Origin of the sequence: Kitasatospora sp. NPDC059817 (assembly GCF_042731835.1) — a bacterium.
Classification (GTDB): Bacteria; Actinomycetota; Actinomycetes; order Streptomycetales; family Streptomycetaceae; genus Kitasatospora.
The window spans coordinates 11,766-31,177 of the sequence record NZ_JBHWIR010000088.1 but is presented as its reverse complement, the minus strand read 5'-3'; the positions used below and the strand labels follow the sequence as shown (position 1 = coordinate 31,177).

At 70.0% G+C, this 19,412-nt stretch carries 16 protein-coding genes; 10 read left to right on the top strand and 6 right to left on the bottom strand.

Going from position 1 to position 19,412, the window contains the following annotated elements; translation table 11 throughout:
- On the bottom strand, positions 1-923 hold a 923-nt coding region (locus ACFV61_RS19995; protein WP_380493010.1), incomplete at its 3' end, for a class I adenylate-forming enzyme family protein.
- Between the two features lie 162 nt (positions 924-1,085).
- On the opposite strand from ACFV61_RS19995, the gene ACFV61_RS19990 reads away from it, so the two are divergent.
- Positions 1,086-1,376 carry a hypothetical protein gene (locus ACFV61_RS19990; protein WP_380493008.1) on the top strand — a complete coding sequence of 97 codons (291 nt, stop codon included), beginning with the start codon at positions 1,086-1,088 and terminating at the stop codon, positions 1,374-1,376.
- Between the two features lie 19 nt (positions 1,377-1,395).
- Here ACFV61_RS19990 and ACFV61_RS19985 read toward each other — a convergent pair whose 3' ends face one another.
- Both ACFV61_RS19985 and ACFV61_RS19980 read right to left on the bottom strand, forming a co-directional pair.
- Entirely contained in the window at positions 1,396-2,064 is a 669-nt protein-coding gene (locus ACFV61_RS19985; RefSeq protein ID WP_208869262.1) for a response regulator transcription factor, read from the bottom strand.
- Positions 2,065-2,097: 33 nt separating this feature from the next.
- A complete protein-coding gene (locus tag ACFV61_RS19980) occupies positions 2,098-3,273 on the bottom strand; it encodes a histidine kinase (RefSeq protein ID WP_380493006.1) in 1,176 nt (391 codons plus the stop codon).
- A 102-nt stretch (positions 3,274-3,375) separates the two neighbouring features.
- Between ACFV61_RS19980 and ACFV61_RS19975 the strand changes: the two genes are divergently transcribed.
- The 4 genes from ACFV61_RS19975 to dacB all read left to right on the top strand — a co-directional run bounded on the left by ACFV61_RS19975 (position 3,376) and on the right by dacB (position 8,023).
- A complete protein-coding gene (locus ACFV61_RS19975) occupies positions 3,376-4,155 on the top strand; it encodes an ABC transporter ATP-binding protein (RefSeq protein ID WP_244293782.1) in 780 nt (259 codons plus the stop codon).
- The gene (locus ACFV61_RS19970) at positions 4,152-5,492 is read left to right on the top strand and encodes an FtsX-like permease family protein (protein WP_380493004.1); all 1,341 of its coding nucleotides are present in this window, start codon (positions 4,152-4,154) and stop codon (positions 5,490-5,492) included. Before ACFV61_RS19975 ends, ACFV61_RS19970 begins: the two co-directional genes overlap by 4 nt.
- A gap of 52 nt (positions 5,493-5,544) precedes the next feature.
- Entirely contained in the window at positions 5,545-6,312 is a 768-nt protein-coding gene (locus tag ACFV61_RS19965; RefSeq protein WP_063351926.1) for a DUF4097 family beta strand repeat-containing protein, read from the top strand.
- A 64-nt stretch (positions 6,313-6,376) separates the two neighbouring features.
- On the top strand, positions 6,377-8,023 hold the full coding sequence (dacB, locus tag ACFV61_RS19960; protein WP_380493002.1) for a D-alanyl-D-alanine carboxypeptidase/D-alanyl-D-alanine-endopeptidase: 1,647 nt from the start codon (positions 6,377-6,379) through the stop codon (positions 8,021-8,023).
- Between the two features lie 189 nt (positions 8,024-8,212).
- On the opposite strand, the gene ACFV61_RS19955 is transcribed toward dacB, so the two are convergent.
- Positions 8,213-9,481, bottom strand: coding sequence for a phophatidylserine decarboxylase associated domain-containing protein (locus ACFV61_RS19955; protein WP_380492997.1), 1,269 nt, complete (start codon positions 9,479-9,481; stop codon positions 8,213-8,215).
- 532 nt (positions 9,482-10,013) lie between these two features.
- Between ACFV61_RS19955 and ACFV61_RS19950 the strand changes: the two genes are divergently transcribed.
- On the top strand, positions 10,014-10,598 hold the full coding sequence (locus ACFV61_RS19950; protein WP_380492995.1) for a hypothetical protein: 585 nt from the start codon (positions 10,014-10,016) through the stop codon (positions 10,596-10,598).
- Positions 10,595-13,630, top strand: coding sequence for a M48 family metallopeptidase (locus tag ACFV61_RS19945; RefSeq protein WP_380492993.1), 3,036 nt, complete (start codon positions 10,595-10,597; stop codon positions 13,628-13,630). Before ACFV61_RS19950 ends, ACFV61_RS19945 begins: the two co-directional genes overlap by 4 nt.
- Positions 13,631-13,925: 295 nt before the next feature.
- Here ACFV61_RS19945 and ACFV61_RS19940 read toward each other — a convergent pair whose 3' ends face one another.
- Positions 13,926-14,837: a phosphotransferase family protein gene (locus ACFV61_RS19940; RefSeq protein ID WP_380492991.1), complete on the bottom strand. Its 912-nt coding sequence runs from the start codon at positions 14,835-14,837 to the stop codon at positions 13,926-13,928.
- A gap of 264 nt (positions 14,838-15,101) precedes the next feature.
- Between ACFV61_RS19940 and ACFV61_RS19935 the strand changes: the two genes are divergently transcribed.
- A complete protein-coding gene (locus ACFV61_RS19935) occupies positions 15,102-15,929 on the top strand; it encodes a M55 family metallopeptidase (RefSeq protein WP_380492989.1) in 828 nt (275 codons plus the stop codon).
- Positions 15,930-16,041: 112 nt separating this feature from the next.
- Positions 16,042-16,722 (top strand): hypothetical protein, encoded by a 681-nt coding sequence (locus ACFV61_RS19930; protein WP_380492987.1) that lies wholly within the window; start codon positions 16,042-16,044, stop codon positions 16,720-16,722.
- A 204-nt stretch (positions 16,723-16,926) separates the two neighbouring features.
- Here the strand turns inward: ACFV61_RS19930 and ACFV61_RS19925 are convergent, their stop codons facing one another.
- A complete protein-coding gene (locus tag ACFV61_RS19925; protein ID WP_380492985.1) occupies positions 16,927-17,910 on the bottom strand; it encodes a TetR/AcrR family transcriptional regulator C-terminal domain-containing protein in 984 nt (327 codons plus the stop codon).
- A gap of 166 nt (positions 17,911-18,076) precedes the next feature.
- Between ACFV61_RS19925 and ACFV61_RS19920 the strand changes: the two genes are divergently transcribed.
- Positions 18,077-19,186, top strand: a complete 1,110-nt coding sequence (locus tag ACFV61_RS19920) for an FAD-dependent monooxygenase (RefSeq protein WP_380492983.1) — start codon at positions 18,077-18,079, stop codon at positions 19,184-19,186.
- Positions 19,187-19,412 lie beyond the last annotated feature (226 nt).

The following is a 19,412-nucleotide window of genomic DNA, read 5'->3' as shown; positions in this document are numbered from 1 at the left end:
GGAAGCTGCCTGCAGTGGTCGTCGTGGACTTCGACGACCACACCGGGCAGCGGCGTGCCGCACCCGACCGGATCGGTCGGGGGCGCCAGCGCGATGTTTCCGGCCTCGGTCGCTCCGTAGCCGTCGAGCAGGTGCCGGCCCGTGCGGGCGTGGAACCGGGCCGCCAGGTTGCTCCCCAGCGGCGCGCCGCCCACGCACCAGGCTCGTACCGTCTCCAGTGCGGTCACGAGGGCGGGGCGGCGGTCGAGCACGTTGAGCAGGCTGTAGTAGGTCGACGGGGCTCCGTCGACGATGGAGAGGCCGTGGTCGACGCCGACCGCGAGCGCACGGTCCAGGCGCGTGGTCGGCCCGTAGACCACGAGAGTGCCTCCGCCCAGCCACCAGCAGAGGACCAGGGACAGACCGTACTGGTGGGAGTACGGCAGGATGGGCAGGAAGACGTCGTCGGGCCGGTACCCCATGCGTTCCGCACTGAGCGCGAGGTTGTCCAGAATCGAACGGCCGGAGCGGACGATGCCTTTGGGGCTGCCGGTCGTACCCGACGACCAGGAGATCGCGGCGTCCTGGCGCCGTGCCCAGCTCGCGACATCGGGCACGGCCGCGGTGTTCGAAGCGGGGCGCGGCGCCGCGGTGCGGCCCGTACCGTCGCTGATTTCGAGCACCACGCGCGCCTGGGCGCGGATCTTCGACCGCTGTGACGGGGTGGCGCGATGATCGGCCAGGACCACCGAGGCGTCGAGGTGAATGAGCGCGAGCAGAGCGACGACCCATTCCGGGGAATTGGCCCCGCTCATCATCACCCGCGTACCGGGTTCGACGCCACGGTGTGCGAGGAGTTCGGTGGCGGCGAATACGTGGGCCGTGATTTCGTCGGTTTCCCAGATGTGTCCATCGGGCGAGATCAATCTCCTGGAAACGGGCAACTTGTGCTCCTCAAAACCAGGTGGTTCAAATTGACTGTCCCACATCCGAAGAACGGTGTCGAGTGCTTCGGTGAAATTCCGCTACCTGTGAGGGGTGATTGAGTGTGTAGTGACGGAAGGGGAATATGGGGTGTGAGGTATTCTCAATAGAAATCATTTAATATGGCCATTGAGGGTGAAGGTGGAGCGGGCAATGCCGCCGATCAGGTCACCACCGCCACCGGCATACACGCCGCCGGACCCGACTCCTTGCTCGGACCGATCGGCCGGATGGTCCTGGACAACCTTCTGCCCACCGCGCGGCGCCAGCGCGTCAAGGCCCGCAGCCGCAAGAACCCAACGAGCAAGTACGGGCCGAACGCAGGAAAACACCCGCAAACCACCCAGACCCACGCCCTTTCTGTCGAGATCCACGTCATGGAAGACGGACTTGCATCACGCCGCCGCCGGTAAACGCAACGGCGTTGAAGTCCTAGTTGTATTCGAACCAGGTCAGGATGGCCTTCACCCGGCGGTTGTCCTCGCCGGAGGGCATGCCGAGTTTCAGGAAGACGTTCCCCACGTGTTTGGCCACGGCGGCGCCCGAGAGGAACAGCTCTGCCGCGATCTCCGCGTTGGAGCGGCCTTCGGCCATGAGAGCGAGCACCTCCTGTTCGCGGGCCGTGAGCCGGGCGAGCGGGCCCCGCGGCGGGTCGGCGCGGGTGACGTGGCGAACCACCTCGGGGTCGATCACCACTCCGCCGCCGGAGACCGTCTCGACGGCCCGCAGGAAGTCCGCCACTCTGCCCACCTTCTCCTTGAGCAGGTAGCCGACTGCCCCGTCGGCGCCCGGGCCGTTCAGGAGTTCGCGCACGTACGGGCCCGTGACGTAGGCGGAGAGGACCAGTACCGGCAGGTCCTGGTGCCGCGACCGAATGTCGATCGCGGCCCGGAGTCCGTCGTCGGTGTTCCCGGGCGGCATGCGAACATCCGTGATCACCAGGTCGGGGGCGGCTCCGGCGGCGGCGAGGTCGTCGACAGCGGCGACCAGTTCGTCGGCGTCCTCGCATTCGCGGATCACGTCGTGGGCACTGGAAACCAGGATCTCCCGGATTCCGGCGCGTATCAGCAGACTGTCGTCCGCCAGGATGATTCTCACAATCGATTTCCCATCGCTTTTCCCTGTCGAATTCCGTCACCACGGGGGTTGGGCCGGGGCGGATGCCACGACCTCCGTTCCGCCGCCCGGCGGGCTGATGATTTCGAGGTTCCCACCGACGCTTCGCATCCGCTCACGCAGCCCGGAGAGCCCGGATCCGGTGCTGATCCGCGCGCCGCCGGCGCCGTCGTCGCCCACCCGGACGCGGACGCCGCTCTCGGTGCACCGCATCTCGATCCGGGCGCTCCCGACGCCCGCGTGCTTGGCGATGTTCGTCAGGGCTTCGGAGACCGTGAAGTACACGGCCGTGGCGATCGTCGAGGAGAGCCAGGCGTCCGTACCGGTGCTGGTCAGTTCGACCTGCAACGGTGATCTGGCCACCAGTTCCCGGACGGCGGCGATGAGGCCGAGATCGCTCAGTTCGCTGGGGTGGATGTCGCGCACCGTCTCCCTCAGCCGTTCGAGCGCGCGCTCCGCCTGGGCCTGGGCCTGGCGGGCCAGCTGGACGATCCGTTCCTGGTCGGTGGCCGTCGCTGCGGCTTCCAGGATTCCCAGGCGCATGACGAGGGCGACGAGTTCCTGTTGGGCGCCGTCGTGCAGGTCACGCTCGATGCGCCGGCGCTCGTTCTCGAAGGCCGCCGTCAGCGAGGCCCGGCTGGCGCGGACTTCCTCCAGTTTCGCGAGCAGGTCGGGGTTCCGGCTCCCCGAGAAGGCCCGCAGGAGCAGGTCGCGGAGCAGGGAGATGCCGGCCAGCGCGCCCACGGTGACCGCACCGAGGGCGATTCCCGCGGGCACCGCCACGAGGGTTTCCCACAGGGCGGCCGGGGTGAACGGGCCGACTTTCGCGGCGATGCCGAAACCCCAGAGGACGGGGGAGAAAACCAGCGCCAGAGCGCCGAAGAATCCGAAGAAGCCCACCAACAGCGAGAGCGCGGACAGGAGCGTGGCGGTGACGAACACGGGGAGGTCGGTCCTCCACACCGACCGTGTCCGCAGCCGACCGGCCACCCACTGCGGCCAGCTGCGGCCGGCGGGTCGCAGCGGCATCGTCCGGACTCCGCACCACTGCGCCCTGGCGCGGTCCAGTTCGGCCACCACCGGAACCGAGACCGGCGCAGCGAGAACGGAAATCAGGAGAATCGGAAAGGCGGCCACTGCGACGAATTCGGTCAGCAGCCTCCGGGCAACACGAATCTGCGCCATGATCAACATTTTCGCACAGTTCGGATCGGTCAGGCGGTAGATCCAAGTCTACCTCCAATAGCATTGCAGGCGCCCGTGCACTCCACTGCCCGGCCCTGCTTTCCTTGATTCATGCCAGTTTCCACTACCGCTCCCGTGCCGTGCATTCGTTTGCGCGGCCTTCGGACGGAATTCCCCATTCCCGGCCGCCGGGGCGAGACGACGCGCGTCCTGCACGACATCGACCTGGAGATTCCCGAAGGCCGGCTGACCGCCGTCGTCGGCCCCTCCGGTTCGGGCAAGTCGACGCTCCTGCTCTGCACGGCCGGGCTGGAGCGGGCGACCGCGGGGTCCGTCGAGATCCTCGGGACGGACGTCCGCTCACTCAGCCCCCGCAAGCAGGCCGCGTTCCGCAGCGAGAACATCGGCTTCGTCTTCCAGGAGTACAACCTCGTCAGCTCGCTGACGGTCGAGGACAACATCGCCCTGCCGGCGCGGCTCGCCGGCCGCCGGGTGCCCAGGGCGCGGGTCGAGGACGCCATGGCGCGGCTCGGCATCGCCAAGCACGCGCGGCGACGCCCCGACCGCCTCTCCGGTGGCGAGCGCCAGCGCGTCGCGGTGGCCCGGGTGGTGGCGAACCAGCCGCGGATCGTCTTCGCCGACGAGCCGACGGGTGCGCTCGACCTCAAGTCGGGTCATGTGGTGCTCGACTGGCTGCAGGCGCTTCCCGCGCAGGGGAGCACGGTGCTCATGGTCACCCACGACCCTCATGCGGCCGCGCGGGCCGATCAGGTCGTGGTGATGGGGTCCGGGCGGGTACACGCCGTCATCCCCGGTGGCGACTCCCGCGCGGTGGGCGACGCCGTCCTCGCGGCGCAGTCGGCGGACGAAGCGGGCGGGGAGGAGTCGTGATCCGGCTCGTGCTGTCGGACATCCGCCTGCAGGCGTCGATGTGGTGGTGGACGCTCCTGTGCGCCACGGTCGGCGCGGCGTGCTCGGCGGGCTCGGCCATCGCGATGTTCACCGCCGTCTCGGCGGCGCGGGCGGCGGGTGACGCGCGGATGGTCTCCGCGTCGATCGCCCTCGGCGGCAACATCGTCTTCTTCACCGTGCTCGCCGCCGTGGGCATCGTCGCCTCCGCGGTCGGTCTGACGCTGACGACCCAGCGGCGCGAGCACGCCCTGTGGGTGATCCTCGGGATTCCGCGCCACCGGGTCAGGTTCATCCTGCGGACGGAGATGGTGGTGCTGGGCGCGGTGGCCGGCGCGCTGGCCGCACCGCTCGCCCTGCTGGTCGCGGGTGTCGCCCTCGCGCAGTGGAAGGGGACGGGTCTCGAACTGCACGGGGCCTCGGTCGGGTTCCGGTTCTGGTACGTCGGCGTGAGCGTGCTGTTCGGACTGGTTCCGTGCCTGCTCGGGGGCTGGGGCGTCACCCGGCGGGCCGCCAGGACGCCGGAGATGCGCGCCTTCCGGGACTTCTCCGATCCCCCGGCGCGGCCGGGCGTAGCCCGCGGTGGCCTCGCCCTGTGCCTGCTCGCCGGTGTGGTCGGGATGTGGGTCCCCGGCCTGGGCCTCGAACTCAAGGGCGGGCTCGCCCAGCGGACGGCCTTCGCGTTCGCCGGGAACCTCTTCCTCCTCTGCCTGCTGCTGCTGATGGGGCCGTGGGTGCTCACCCCGCTGATGAAGCTCTGGACGGCGCTGGTGCCCTCGCGCGGCGTCGCCTGGCACCTTGCCGTGCAGTCGTGCCGGGCCCGCGCGACGAGGAGCGTCACCACGGTGCTGCCCTTCGCGCTCTCCCTGTCGTTCGTCGGCCTCTTCATGGTGATGGGGAAGGTCATGCCCGGAGGCAGCGCCGGGCTGGACAACATCCTGGTCGTGCTGGGCTGGGTCTTCGTCGTGTCCTGGGTCGGGGGCCTCGCCGTGATCGCCCTCGTCGGGCGGGAGCGCGCCCGTGACTCCGCCGTCGTGACGGTGGCCGGTGCGCGGCCGGGCGTGGTCACCCGGTCGATCGTCTACGAGGGGGCGATCTACGCGGGGACGGCGATCGTCTTCGGCGCGCTGTTCGTCGCCGTGTCGAGTCTCACCATCGCCCTGGGAGCCCGGATCGACGTCGTCCGGGTCCTGGCGGGCCTCCCCTGGGCCACGCTCGGGGCGCTCGCCGCCGGGACGCTGGTCACCACCTGCCTCGCGCTGGTCCTGCAGGCGGCCCGGGTGTCGCGCACGGTCGCGGTCCGGGCGCTGCGCTCGTGAACCGGGGTGCGGGAATCCACACCACCATGTTCGTTGACGAAGGAAGAATTCGATGAAACCGACCACGCGCACGCTTCTCGCCTTCGGCGCAGCCGCGCTCCTCGGCCTCGCCGCCACGGCCTGCACCACGGACGGCGCATCGGCCGACGCGACCGTGGAATCGAAGTCCTTCGACTTCGCCGGTGGCAGCCTGACCGTCAACTCCGGTTCCGCCGACCTCGCGCTGGTGGCCGCCGACATCGAGGGCGTTCAGGTGGAACGACGGGTCAGCGGCAGGAAGGTCGGCGGGGAGGTGGGGTCCGGCTGGCAGCTCGAAGGGGGCACGCTCACACTCTCGCTGGACTGCACGGGGATCTCGGTGGGCTGCAGCGCGAAGTACACCGTGAAGGTGCCGCGCGCCGTCGCCGTCACCGCCGAGAGCGGCAAGGGGCGCATCGAGGCCACCGGCTTCACCGCGGACTTCTCGGCCAGGACCGCCGGCGGCGACGTCCGGTTGTCGGACCTCCACGGAGCCAAGCTGGCCCTGGAAGGCGGCGACGGAAGCATCAAGGGCGACGGGATCTCCGCCCGGTCCGTCAGCGTCACGTCGCGGAACGGCAACGTCGACCTGGGCCTGGCCGCCGTGCCCGACCTGGTCGACGTGCAGAGCAGGGACGGCAACGTCGAGCTGGGCCTGCCGGAATCGAAGTACGCGGTCCGCACGGCCGCGAAGAAGGGCGACGTCACCGTGAACGTCGCGAAGGACGACGCGAGCGGCCATTCCGTGGCCGTCCGGACCCGCAACGGCAGCATCGCCATCGGCAAGGGCGGGAAGTCCTAGCCGTCGCGCAGCAACCAGGCCGGAAGCGTTCGATCGAGCGCGAAATTCGAACAGGAAAGAACGAATGCCAAGCAACTCCCTCTCCGGAATCAAGACACCTCGGGTACGGCGGCGTACAGCCCTGGCGCTCGCCGCTTCGATGACGGCTGCCGTGGCGATGACGGCGTGCTCCCACAACTCCACGGACAACTCAGCCTCTCCGGCACCGGGTGCCACACGGGTAAGCGCCGACCTGCAGAAGCTCATGAGTACCGCGCCGTGGTCGTCGGGCCAGTGGGGCCTGCAGGTCGCCGATCTGCAGACGGGGAAGGTCGTCCAATCCAAGGGCGCCGATTCCCAGTTCATGACCGGTTCGACGGCCAAGACCTTCGCGGTCAGTGCTGCGCTCGATGTCCTGGGTGACGACCATCGCTTCCGTACGCCCGTGGTGCATTCGGGTACGGTCTCCGCGGACGGGCGGCTCTCCGGCGATCTCATCCTGGTCGGGAGCGGCGATCTGGCACTCGGCGGGCGGACCACCGCGTCAGGCGGACTGGACGTCCCCGACTTCGACCACTACGACGCCAACGCCGTACCCGGCATGGCGACCATCACCGAAGAGGATCCGCTGGCGGGTGTCGACGAGCTGGCTCGACAGGTCGCGGCCAGTGGAGTCCGCCATGTCGACGGCGACGTGGTGATCGACAACCGACTCTGGGATCCGGTGTCGATCGGCGGGGTGCCGGTCACTCCGGCCATCGTCAACGACAACCTGATCGACGTGCTCATCACGCCGGGCGCGCCCGGCGAGCCGGCCAAGGTCGACTGGCGCCCGAAGACGGCCGCCTTCGGCGTCGACGCGCAGGTGACGACCACACCCGCCGGAAGCAAGCCGACGGTGACGACTGAAAGCGTGAGTCCTGGTCATATCCGGGTCCGAGGTTCCGTGCCCGCGGACGTGAAGGCTCCCTTCGTGACGACCTACCAGGTTCCCGACCCGGCGGCGTTCGCCCGTACCGTCCTCATCGAGGCACTCGCCAGAAACGGTGTCAACGTATCCGCCCCCTCGCTGGGAGCGAACCCCGACAGCAAGCTTCCTCCGTCGGCGGAAGTGAGCTCGCTGCCCGTATCGGCGACCTACACTTCTCCGCCCTTCAAGGAGTACGCAAAGCTGATCAACAAGGTCAGCCACAATCTCGGGGCGAACCTTCTGCCGCCGCTGATGGCAGCACACAACGGGCAACGAACCTATGCGGACGGCATGAAGATCGAGAAGGAGTTCCTCGCTCACTCAGGTGTGGATCCGAATTCAGTGAGCCTCGTCGATGCCCAGGGCCTCCCCGGCGACAAGGCGACGCCGACTGCCCAGGTGGCGCTGCTGCGGCACCTGGCACGACAGGACGACTTCGACGTCTTCTACGACTCCATGCCGAGCATGGGCGTCGACGGTTCGCTTGCCGACGTCATCGAGCGCACCGATCCCGCCGCAGGACACATCCGTGCGAAGACTGGCACCCTGGTCAGTTCCTACCAGGGCAAGCTGGCTCTCGGCACGAAGGCGCTCGCAGGCTATATCGATGCGAAGGACGGCCGCCGCTACGCCTTCGCGATCTACGTGAACAACATTCCGGTGCCCAGTGACTCCGTGAGCGATGCCATCGACCTCGCGCTCAAGGCCAACAAGCAACTGGGAGCGATGGCCGCCACCATCTACAAGTCGCCCAAGGCGTGATGGGCAGCCCGAGCAGGTGATCGATTCAGCAGCCGGAGACCAACGCCGTTGCGTTTGCCGGCGGCGGCGTGCAACGGGACCCCTGGGTCTTGATCATCTTGCTCGACGCAAGTGATCTACCAGAGGTCCCGTTCCTCGTCGTCAGGGACTTGACCAGCCGCCGAACAGCCAAACGCAATGGCGTTGAGCTCAACGGGTGTGGGCGATCTGCGAGTTGACCGCGCACCACTGGCCCTTCTCCATGTCTCCGGTCGTGTTGTCCGGCACGTCGAAGGCGGCTACGGCACCCGGCTGGAAGACCAGGACCATGCTGGAGCCGCCGTAGCTGAAATATCCCAGCTCGTCGCCCTTGTCGACGTGCTGCCCCGGCGTGACCCCGATGGTGAGCGAGGAGATCTCGGTGATGCCGATGGGCATCACGCAGACGATGCCGACGGGGTCGGGGCTCTTGACGAAGATCAGGGCGCGGGCGTTGACCGAGGCCTCGTAGATCTGCGACTGAACGCCGGCATCCTCGTCGTGGCCCGCCGATTCGAGTTCGGTGAACGTCAGCCCCTCGACAACCCGTGCGCTGATGACCGTACCGCTGACCGGGGTGTGCCAGCGGTGGTAGTCGCCGCCGGAGAGGAACGACTGGTAGACGTCGCCTCCGACGAAGCCGTCCGTCAGATCGCTGCCGTCCAGCATGTCGTAGAGGGAGTAGCGCTGGCCCTTGACCCAGAACTCGTCGGTGCGCCGCACGTTGCCCTGGATCTTGACCACCCTGCCGTCGTTGGGGGCGACGATGACCTTGGGATCCGTGCTGCCCGCGACCGGGCGTTTGCCGGGCCTGACCTCCCGGTGGAAGAAGTCGTTGAACGAGGCCAGCCCACCGTAGGGCTGGGTGAAATCGACTTCGAAGTCGTCGAGCTTGAGCTCCTTCCTCGCATCCGCTGACAGCCACTGGTCGGTGGTCAGCACCTCGCGGCTGGCAGGGCTGTCCAGGTACGTGCACCACTCCCGCAGGATCCCCACGAGCGCCCTGTTGAGGTCCCTGTTGCGGAAGATCACCTCTCCGGCCGGCGTGTACATCATGTCGACGAACAGGGCGGACATCGGAAAGTGGATCTTGTCGGTGTAGCGCGGGGCCCAGGTGACGATGGCGTCGAGGTGGTCGAGCAGGCCGGGAATGTCGCGCACCCTGCCCTTCCAGCTCTCCAGAGCCTGCTCGATCATCAGGCTCACGTACATCCGCACCACGGGATCCCGGTCGATCAGCCTTGCCAGCTCGGCCACCGAGTTGTGCCGGACGATGGCGCCCTGCGTCTGCTGCCGCTCGACGTACCCGCCGAGTTCGTCCAGCCAGGCGTGGACGACGGCCCGGTCCGGCGGAAGGTACCCGGCGGACCGGGCGAACGAGTTCTGGTAGCGGGCCTCAATGGCCTGCTCGGTGCATTGGTTGCCGTTACTGTGCGTCACTGGGTTCCCTTCGCCCTGGCTGGTGAACTGAACGCATGGGGAGGGCCTGACTCCGCGTCCACATTCGGCAGCACGACCTCGATCTGCGGCACGCGATGCTGTGCGGCCCGAACGAGGCTCTTCGGAACGGCCTCGAACCCACCCACTCCCCGGTAGCATTATCTGCACACGATCTATCTGATGTCCACTTGAGCTGTTACGCAGAGTCATGTCAGCCCTGGGGGTCAAGTGGCCGCAGGTTCAGATCCTGTCGTCCCGACGGAATGCCTCTTGTGTGCACCGCTGGTGTCGGCGGCCAGGCGCGCGGTCTGCCCGTGGTGGACGAGCCAGGCCACCTGCTTGCTTCCCCGCCGGCCGACCTTCTGGCACCGGCGTCCGCCAGGCTGCGCCGCCGCGCACGGCCGGTCGGGCGCAGCGGCTCCGCATTGTACGGGGAGTGCCGCCGGGTATTGCCCCGTCGGATTCCTTGGGTCAAGGTGAGACCGGTGCGGCAACCGGCCTGGGCGTGCCGCGAGTTGGCCACGGAGGTGCCATGGGTTCCGAAGCAGCTCACTCCGAAAGCCGCAAGGCCGCGCCGGGCGGGGCACGAGTGCGCGATGTGGTCCGTGACGTGGTGGCCGAGGTCGCCGCAGAGGAACTGCCGCTCGTGGCGTGGCTGACTCGGTTCGACGACGCGTCGGCCGTGCGCCGGCTCGCGGGCCGCAGCCGGAGCGAACCACTGGGCTTCGGCCTCGGCGAAGTCGCCGCGCTGGTGACCCCCGTGGTGTGGCTGGCGCTGGACCAGGTGGGGCAGAGGATCGCGGACGCCGCGGTGGACGGCGCCGCCAAGGGGCTGAGAGCCGGGCTGCGCAAGGTCTTCCGCAAGGGGGCCGCGCCGGTGACGATCCCTCCGCTGACGCGTGAGCAGCTCGTCGAGGTGCGGCAGTCGGTGCTGGACTCGGCCGCGCAGCGGGGCCTGGCGGAACAGCGCGCGTCGGCGATCGCCGACGCGGTGGTGGCCCGGCTGGCCCTGGCCGACCCGGGCGACACCGGACACGATTCGGCCGAAGCCGAACCGCGCGGCACCGCACTGGACCCGGCCGAACCCGACCCGGCGGCCGACGGCGAGGCGCGATGACCGACGCGCCCGCCGACGCCGCCCCCGAGGCAGGCCCACGGCAGGCCCCGCCTCCGCCCGACGAGCGGGTCCTCGCCGCCGGCACCACCCTGCGCTTCGTTCTGCTCCTGCTCCTGTTGGCGGCGGCCGGCGCCAGCATGGTCCCGAGGACCGTCTGGCAGCTCCTCGCCTCCTCCCAGCAGGCCGACAAGGAGATGGCCTGCTGGCTGGCCGCGGGCCTCGACCCGGGCGCACCCATGAATGCCGGCTACGTCCTGTCCACCCGGAACCAGTCCGCGCTCAAGGTGTGCGCGGCGCGCTACGTCCAGAACTTCGACGGGGTGTCCGTCGCCGTGGGCGCGCTGCTGGTCGTCGTGGTTCTCACGGTGTACTGGTTGCTGCCGGTGTGGAAGGCGCGCCGTTCCCGGGTCGTCGCCCTGGAGGAGCTGGACACGACCGGACGGCTGCGGCAGCAGCTCGACGAGCTGGTGGACACGGCCGGGCTCGCCCGCACGCCCCGGTTCGTCGTCGACCCGGTCGTGCCGGAGGTCGGCGCCGTCGTGTTCGGCCGCTGGCGCAACCCCACGGTCTGCCTGTACGGCGGGCTGTTCGCCACAAGCGGCACGGACCGGGAAAGGTTCCGTGCCGTGGTCCTGCACGAGCTCGCGCACCTGCGGAACAAGGACATCGGCATCACCTACGCCACCGTCGCCCTGTGGCGCGTCTTCCTTGTGCTGGTCCTGCTCCCGTGGGCCGCGGTGGGCGTGAAGAACCTCTTCTTCACCGGAACCGCGGACGCCCGGGGGCAGTTCGCCCCGTTCAACACGCACGAACTGGTGCTCGGCCTCCTGATCGCGGTGTCCGTCCACCTCACGCGGGCCGGGATCCTGCGCAACCGCGAGATCTACGCCGACCTCATGGCGGCCCGCTGGGGCGCGAGCCGGGAGTCCTGGAACGTCCCCGTCCGGCCGGGCTCCGGCCGCGCACTGCCGCGGGCCCTCGCCGCGTTCGTCGAACTCTGGCGCACCCACCCGTCCTGGGAACTGCGCCGGACCTCCCTGACCGACCCGAAGGCACTGTTCGCGCTGGACGCCCTGCCCCTGTTCCTCACCGGGCTCGCCGCCGACATCCTCGTCTGGCAGCTCGGAAGCCTGCCCTACGAGGCTTTCCCCGCGAAAGCGGTCCTCATCGCGACACTCGTCGTCGGCATCGGCGGCGTCGCCCTGTGGCGCGCCGTGGTGTACGCCGTCCTCACCGGCCGGCCGACTCCACCGGGATGGCCCGCCGGCCTGTGGCTCGGCACCGGCGTCGTCGCGGCCGAACTGCTCGGCCCAAGGGCGGCCTGGAACCACTGGTGGCCCAACCACCCCGAAGCCCTGCTGATCCTCGTCGCCGCGCTGGTGCTGGCGATGACCTGGACCGCACAGAACGCCGAGTGGTGGATCGCCTCCTGGCGCGGGCGCTCGCTACGCCCCGTCATGGTCGTGGGCCTGGCCGCCGCCTCGCTGGCCCTCGCCTGCGTGCTGTACTGGTGGTACGCGCAGGGCGAGGTCCTGACCGACGGGTGGCCGTTCACCACGGCCGGGCTCCTGGGCTCGTACGGTCTGTCCGGGCTGCCGCCGGCGCACATCGGCCCGCTGTTGGAGGTCATCGCGGTGGTGGGCGTCCTGCCCGGCGCCGACAGCGAGGCCCACAGCCTGTGGTGGGCCGAGACGCTGCTCTGGATGCTGCCGTTGCTCGCGCTGGCACTGCGCCGGCCGGGGCGCCGCGCGAAGTGGCTCGCCGAAGCGCTGCCGGGGGCGGCTGACGCACAGCCGAACATGGACGCACAGCCGAACACGGACGTACCGCCCGGCCCGGACGCACCGCCGCTCTCGCCCTCGCCCCTGTCCCCGGCCGTGTCACCGAACGCCGCCGCGCTGCCCGGCCCGGGCAGGCTCCTGGTCGCCGGCCTGGCGGGCGGGCTGCTCTGCTGGGCCGCCCTGGCCGCGGCGAAGGCCCACATGCACACACCGCGCCCGGCGGCCGTGCGGATGACCGGCCCGTTCCAGATCACCTACCTGATGTGGCCGATCCTGGTGATCTGCGCCGCGATGGCACTGACCGCCGTGGTCGTCGCCGCCGTGACGAGGGCGGCCTGGCTGCTCGCCGGGCTCGTCACAGCCGGCGTCGCCGGCCTGATCGGCATGGTGGGCGCCTTCGTTCTGGCGAGTGCGGACGGCTGCCTCGGCCCGTTCAACGTCATGACCAACACCTGTGGGTGGAGGCCGGGGGCGGTGTGGAGGCTGGTGGAGATCGCGGCGGCCTACACGCTGACCCTGGGGATATTGGTGGCGGCCCTGGCCGCCTTCGTGGGCCGGGGGGCGGGCCTGCTGTGGCGGCGCGTCCGGGCCGGGCTGCGCCCCGTCGCGGTACCGCCTGACGTCGCGCCGCCCGTCGCGGTGGGGCTGCCCCGCCGGAGGCGGCGGTATGGCGCCCGGGTGGCGGCCGTCGCGGCTGTCGCGGCCGTGGTGGCCGGGGCCGCCGGCGCAGCGGTGACCGTCGCCCAGCTGCCCGGCTCGGGCAGCGGGAACGCCCAACGCGCGGAGTCGATGCTGGACCAGACGAGGAGCGCTCCCTCGGCGGCGATCGCGCTGGCCCAGAACCAGGCCTGGGCGGCGGTCGGAGGCCTGGACCACATCAACGAGTTCAACGCGGCGCAGCGTGACTTCGCCGCCGCAATGGGCGGCGCCGTGAACGCCACCTCCGACGCTCAGGTCGAGGCGGAGCTGCGCACAGTGGGCGGCACCTGCGAACAGCTCGCCGGGGCGACCCGGCGGGCCGACGAGTATTTCACGGTGCCCGACCCGACGGGACAGCGGCTGTGGTCCCGACTGCTGGTCGGCTACCAGCAGTTGACCACTGCGTGCCGGAACCTCGTGGACCGGCCGGACATCGTCGCGAACGGCTATGCCGCCGGGGCGGCGCAGCGCGCCGCCGTCGACGCGGGGAGCCGGATGGTCTCCTGGCTCGCCGGATCCGGCGGGGTGGTCCGGCGAACCCCACCCCGATGACCCGCGACCACTGTGGCCCAATCATGACCGTGCCCGTCGCCCCTGCCGCGCTTGGTGCCGGCCGTCGGCGGGGCTCCGGGAGGCGTCGTGGGAAACCTGGATCGGCTGCCGATCCAACTGGATGACGTGGAGGCGGCACGGGTCGTCTACGTGGAGGCGTATGGGGCGGCGCCACGGGACGGCACTGCGGAGTCCTGCGAGCGTGCGGAGCGGTGAGCCCTTCGATCTGCTCGACGAGCGTCACCGCGGTGCAGACGTCGTTCGGCGCCCGGACCGCGCTCCGGCCCGCCTCGGCTCAGCCCCAGGCGTCCATCAGGGAGGTGACGTAGGCGTCCAGCCGCTGCTCCACGGCTCGCGTCGTCAGCTCCGTCCTCCCTGCCTCCCGCCAGGGCTGCGCCACCGACCGCACCTCCTCCGAGCACGCCAGTCCGTCCCGCACCCGCCAGTACAGCCGCTCGCCCGCGGTCGCGGCCAGCACCCCGCCGGCCTCCTCGTACGCCTCGGCGAACCGCTGACCCCACGCCGGGCCGTGCAGCAGCGCGAGATTGGTGGAGCAGTGCGCCACGTCGAGATCCGCCGGGCCCCAGGAGGCCGCCGCCCAGTCGACGACGCCGGTGATCCGCGCACCTGCCGGCCCTGGGGGCGGCACGTCGAACAGCACGTTGCCGGGTTGGAAGTCCCGGTGCAGGAACCGCCCTTCACCGGGCGGCGCGGGCCTGCGGATCACGTCGATCGCCGCGGCCCATGCCGCCGCGTCGGCGTCCTTCGGTACGACGACGGTGTCGGCGGTCGTCAACGCCACATAATCCCGGGGCCGTTCGGCGGGCCGAAGCGCATGGATCGCCACGAGCTGACGGGCCAGCAGCGGGACGCGTGTCTCCACCCCCTCATCGTCGAGGACCGTCCGGCCCGCCAGATGGGTCATGAGGAGCGACGGATACTCGCACTGCGCGGCGCTCGGATCAACCGCGACCAGGGCGGGAGCCGGCACGCCGGTCCCCGCCAGCAGGGCCAGGGCGCCGGCCTCCCTGTCCAGCCAGTCCTCGGCGCGCTCCACAGAGAACGGGTCGACGAAACTCCGCAGCACCAGGTCGCGGGTGCCTCCGTCCCGCGTGCCGATGGTCAGCCTCCGCATCTCGGCAGTGATGCCGCCGTGCAGCGCCTCGATTCCGACGATCCGTTCGCCGGCCTCCAGGTGCCGGCTCACCCAGGCCAGTGTCAACGGTCGGACGGCTGACGCTTCGTCATCGTTGGTCACCGTGCCACCTCATCATCCGGGCAGCAGCGCGCGCAAAGGACTTCAGCGTCCGGCGGCATCGCAGCTGCCACCGCCACCGTCACCGCCATCGAGGAGGCCGGGGCCTCATCGCAGCTTCCCGAGCGGAGCGCCCTGACGGCGAGCCGTCCCGGCCGACCAGGAGTCCTCATGCGCACTGTCGGCCTGTGTGCGGGGCGCATAGGCTCCCTGGCCATGAAGGTGCTGATCTCTGTTGACATGGAGGGCATCTCGGGGATCGTGCATCCTGCCGAGACGAATCCGGATCGCCATGACTACGAGCAAGGCCGTGCGCTGATGATGGCCGACGCGAACGCCGTGATCGCGGGTGTCTTGGACGTCGAGCCGACGGCTGAGGTGTGGGTTGCCGACGCTCACGGGTCTTTCCGTAACCTGCTGCCGGCGGAACTCGACCGGCGGGCCCGGCTGGTTCGCGGAAAGCCACGCTCCCTGGGCATGCTCGGTGGGCTCGACGAGCACACTGACGCGGTGTTGTTCGTCGGTTACCACGCCCGTGCCGGCAGTGGTCCAGCTGTGCTGGCGCACACGATGAGCGACGCCATCCTGGACGTTCGCGTAGCCGGCCGTTCCTTGGGCGAGATTGGTCTCAACGCTGCCATGGCCGGGCATGTGGGTGTGCCAGTCGTACTGCTCAGTGGCGATGACGCCGCCTGCGCCGAACTGAGTGATCTGGTGCCCTCGGCTGTCACCGTCGCGGTCAAACAAGCCATCGGCCAGGCCGCTGTCGTGGCACTGCACCCTGAGGAAGCCCGAGAGCGTCTGCACCAGGCGGCCGTCGAAGCTGTCAGAGCGCGAACGACGGTCCCGCCACTTGTTCTTGCCGGGCCCCTTGAAGTCGAGGTCGACCTGCACAGCCCCTACATGGTTGACCTGGCGACACTCGTGCCAGGTGTCTCACGCGCTGAGGGTGGCCGGACGGTCACCTTCACTGCCACAGACTTCGCCGTCGCCTACCGGCTGGTCCTGCTGCTCGTACAACTCGCGAGCATCAAGCCCGGCTAGAGCCCGCCCTTGAGGGGGATCGTTACGGCGCGTCCGGCCTCGGACTCACTCCTGGGTGTGACGGGCCTGGGCGGAGATTCTGGGTGTCAGGGGCATCCGGTTGGATGAGCACGTGACTGTCTATGACGTAGCTCGTCAGTTCCCTTCCATCGCCGACCTGCGGAACCTTTGCCGCTCGCTGGCGATGCTCGATGCGATCCTGAGCCCGGACTGGGAGGGCCGGTGCTACTCCTTCAACGCAGGCTGGGCCGACGGCGAGGAGATGGCCTCGATGCGGAACGGGTCGGGGGACGAGTACTCCGTCGTCTTCTCGGAGGCCGGGGCCTATGCCCGCGGCTTCGACCACGAAGCACCGACGAGCCCGTACGGCAACGAGGGCGAGCCCTGGCCGGGGGTGATCGACGATGTCCCGGAGGTCTTCAGGCCCTTTGTCGAGGAGCCGGCGTTCACCGACGAGGACGACGTGCCCGTCGTCACGGCCTGCCTGTGGCGGGGGGCGACGGACGATCGGTGGCAGCACGGCGTGATCGACTTCCCCGCCGGTTTTTCCGACCCCGACGGGGCCACGGGCCTGTTCGAGCTCCTGGTCGACCGTTCGCCGGCAGCGTTCCAGCGCTTCGCCGAGAACTACTACGAGGTCCCCGTGGACCTGGAAGCGGTGCGCGATGTGTATGCCCTGCGACCGCTGAGCCAGGAACTCGTGTCGTCACTCAACGCGGAGGTCACCCTCGCGGACCTGGCCGAGGACATCGCCGAGATCGGCTACCCGCAGCCGGTCCGGGACGCGACCTGAGCTTCAACGGCCGGTGACTCGCTGGGGAGCCCAGCCGGATGGTGATCGTAGGTGGTCGCCTGCGGCGGATCGGGAGGCAGCGCTCCACTGCCCATCGGTAGTTCTTCCAGATGAGCCGCTGCCCGCCAGGACTGGACGTCGGCGGGTGCCCTGATGGCGCGAATGGGTGGGTGGGCCCGGTTCTGGATGAACTCGCTCGTGTTTCTACGTGGCAGCTTCCTGGCCTTCGACGATGGACGTCAGGCCGTCGAGGAGTGTCTTGAGGCCGAATTCGAAGAGCGCGTCGAGACGCAGGTCGTAGCCGTCCTCGAAGGCTCCGACCACCTTGGTGAATGCCGGGAAGCGGCCGGATTCCACCAGTTCCTGGAGGGCGGGCGCGCGGCTGTCCATCCACTGGTCTTCCGACTGGCCCGTGGCGGCTTCGGCGTGCGCTTCCATCTCCAGGTGCACCGCCAGGCCCTGGACATGGCTGTAGAGCAGGACGTGGATGTCGAACAGCGTCGTGGGGTCGAGTCCGTGGCCGTCGAGGGCGCTCAGCACCCACTCGCCGTGGACCATCAGATTGGGTACGAGCAGCGGGCGCGTGAGGGAGCCGAGCTGCGCCAGCCACGGGTGCTGCCGGTACAGGCTCCACAGGGTCCGGGCGCCCAGCTCGATGCGGGTACGCCAATCCTCGGGGGCGTCGGGGGCTTCTGCGGGGTAGGACTTCTCGCCGAACGCGGCGTCGGCCATGCGCAGGACGAGGTCTTCCTTGCTCGGGACGTACCGGTAGGTCGACATCGCCGCGACGCCGAGGCGGGCCGCGACGCCGCGCATGGAGAGCGCCGGGAGCCCTTCGGCGTCGGCGATCTCGATGGCGGTACGGATGATCCGGTCGAGGCTCAGCTCCTGCTCCTGCTCTTGCTCGGGGTCCGGGACGGGTGACGGGCGCCTGCGGGCCGGTGCGGCGGGGGTGGTTCCGGCGACGACCGTGCCGATCCGGGGCCGGGCCTCGACAAGTCCCTCCAGGCGCAGGGTGGTCAGGGCTTTGGTGGCGGTGGCGAGCGCGACGCCCCATTCCGCGGCGATCTGCCGGGTCGAGGGCACCCGGTCCCCGGGGGCGAGTTCACCGTGCGCGATGCGCCGCCGGATCGCGGCGACGATGCGCAGATAGGGCGGATCGCCGGCTGTCCCTGTGGTCTTCGTCACGACCTGCCGCCTTCCTTCTGTGTACTAGGACAGAGGGTAGCAGCGGCAACGCCGAACGGAAGGGGACTGCTCTAGTACACGTCGCGTAGACGGCTGGTTGAAGGCTCTGCGCGTACGGCGTACGTTCAGGGCGCGTACACCGTACATAGCACTGGAGGAGCTCCTCATGCAGACCGTACTCATCTCCGGCGGCGGAATCGCCGGGCCCGTCCTCGCCTACTGGCTGCGCCGCCACGGATTCGCGCCCACTGTCGTCGAACGCGCTCCGGGCCGGCGCCCCGGCGGACAGGCCGTGGACATCCGCGGTGTCGCGCTGGAAGTCGTGGAGCGGATGGGCCTGCTGGAGCAGGCGAGCCGCGTACGGACCCGGATGCGCGGCATGTCGATCCTCGGCCCCGACGGCCGCGAGGTCGACCGCTCCACCGAGGCGACCTTCAGCAGCGGACGGCTCGACAGCGAAGACATCGAGGTGCTGCGCGAGGACCTGGTGAGGATGGTGTACGAGCACACGCGCGCAGGCGTCGAGTACCTCTTCGGCGACAGCATCGCCGCGCTCGACGAGGACGACACCGGCGTGCGCGTCGACTTCGCGCACGGACCGTCCCGCAGCTTCGACCTCGTGGTCGGGGCTGACGGCCTGCACTCCACCGTACGGCGCCTGGCCTTCGGGCCGGAGAAGCGTTTCGCCCATCACCTGGGCAGCTACCTCTCGGTGTTCAGCGCGGACAACTTCCTCGCCCTGGACAACTGGCAGGTGTGGCTGCGGGACGGCGACGCGGGCTTCGGCATCATGCCCGTACGCGACAACACCGAACTCAGGATCGCCTTCGGCTTCGAGTCCGCCCCCCTCGCCCACGACCTCCGCGGCGGCGGCGCCCTCCGGCAGCTCGTCGTGGACAAGCTCGCGTCGATGCGTTGGGAAGGGACCCGCTTGGCCGAGGCCGCCCGGAAGGCCCCCGACTTCTACTGCGACGCCATGGCCCAGATCCGCATGGACCCGTGGTCGCGGGGCCGGGTGACCCTGCTCGGAGACGCCGGCTACTGCCCTTCCCCCCTCTCGGGGCAGGGCACCGGCCTGGCCCTCGTGGGCGCCCACGTGCTGGCCGACTGCCTTGCCCGGGCCGGCGGCGACCACCGCGCCGCATATGCCCGCTACGAGCGGCGGATGCGCCCCTTCGTCACCCTCAACCAGGCCCTGGCCACCGAGAACCCCGGCGGGCCCGCCTCGGAGGAATCCGTCGCGCACGCCAAGAACGCACTCTCACTGGACGGCTGAGCCCTTCCCCGAACGGACACCGAGGCCGACAGGGGAGGGCTTGAGACGGCGGCGAGTGCCGCTGTTCGTGCGGGGCGTCGAGGTCTGCCCGGCGCAGGCGTCGGGCCCCCCGAGCCGGGGGGGGGCCGTTAGGCGCCCGCGCCGTTAACAAGAGGTGTTTTTGGCGGTTTAATGGTTGTTGGGGGCCGGCGTTGGGACGGGCCCGGACGGGCGGGCGGGGGGGTAG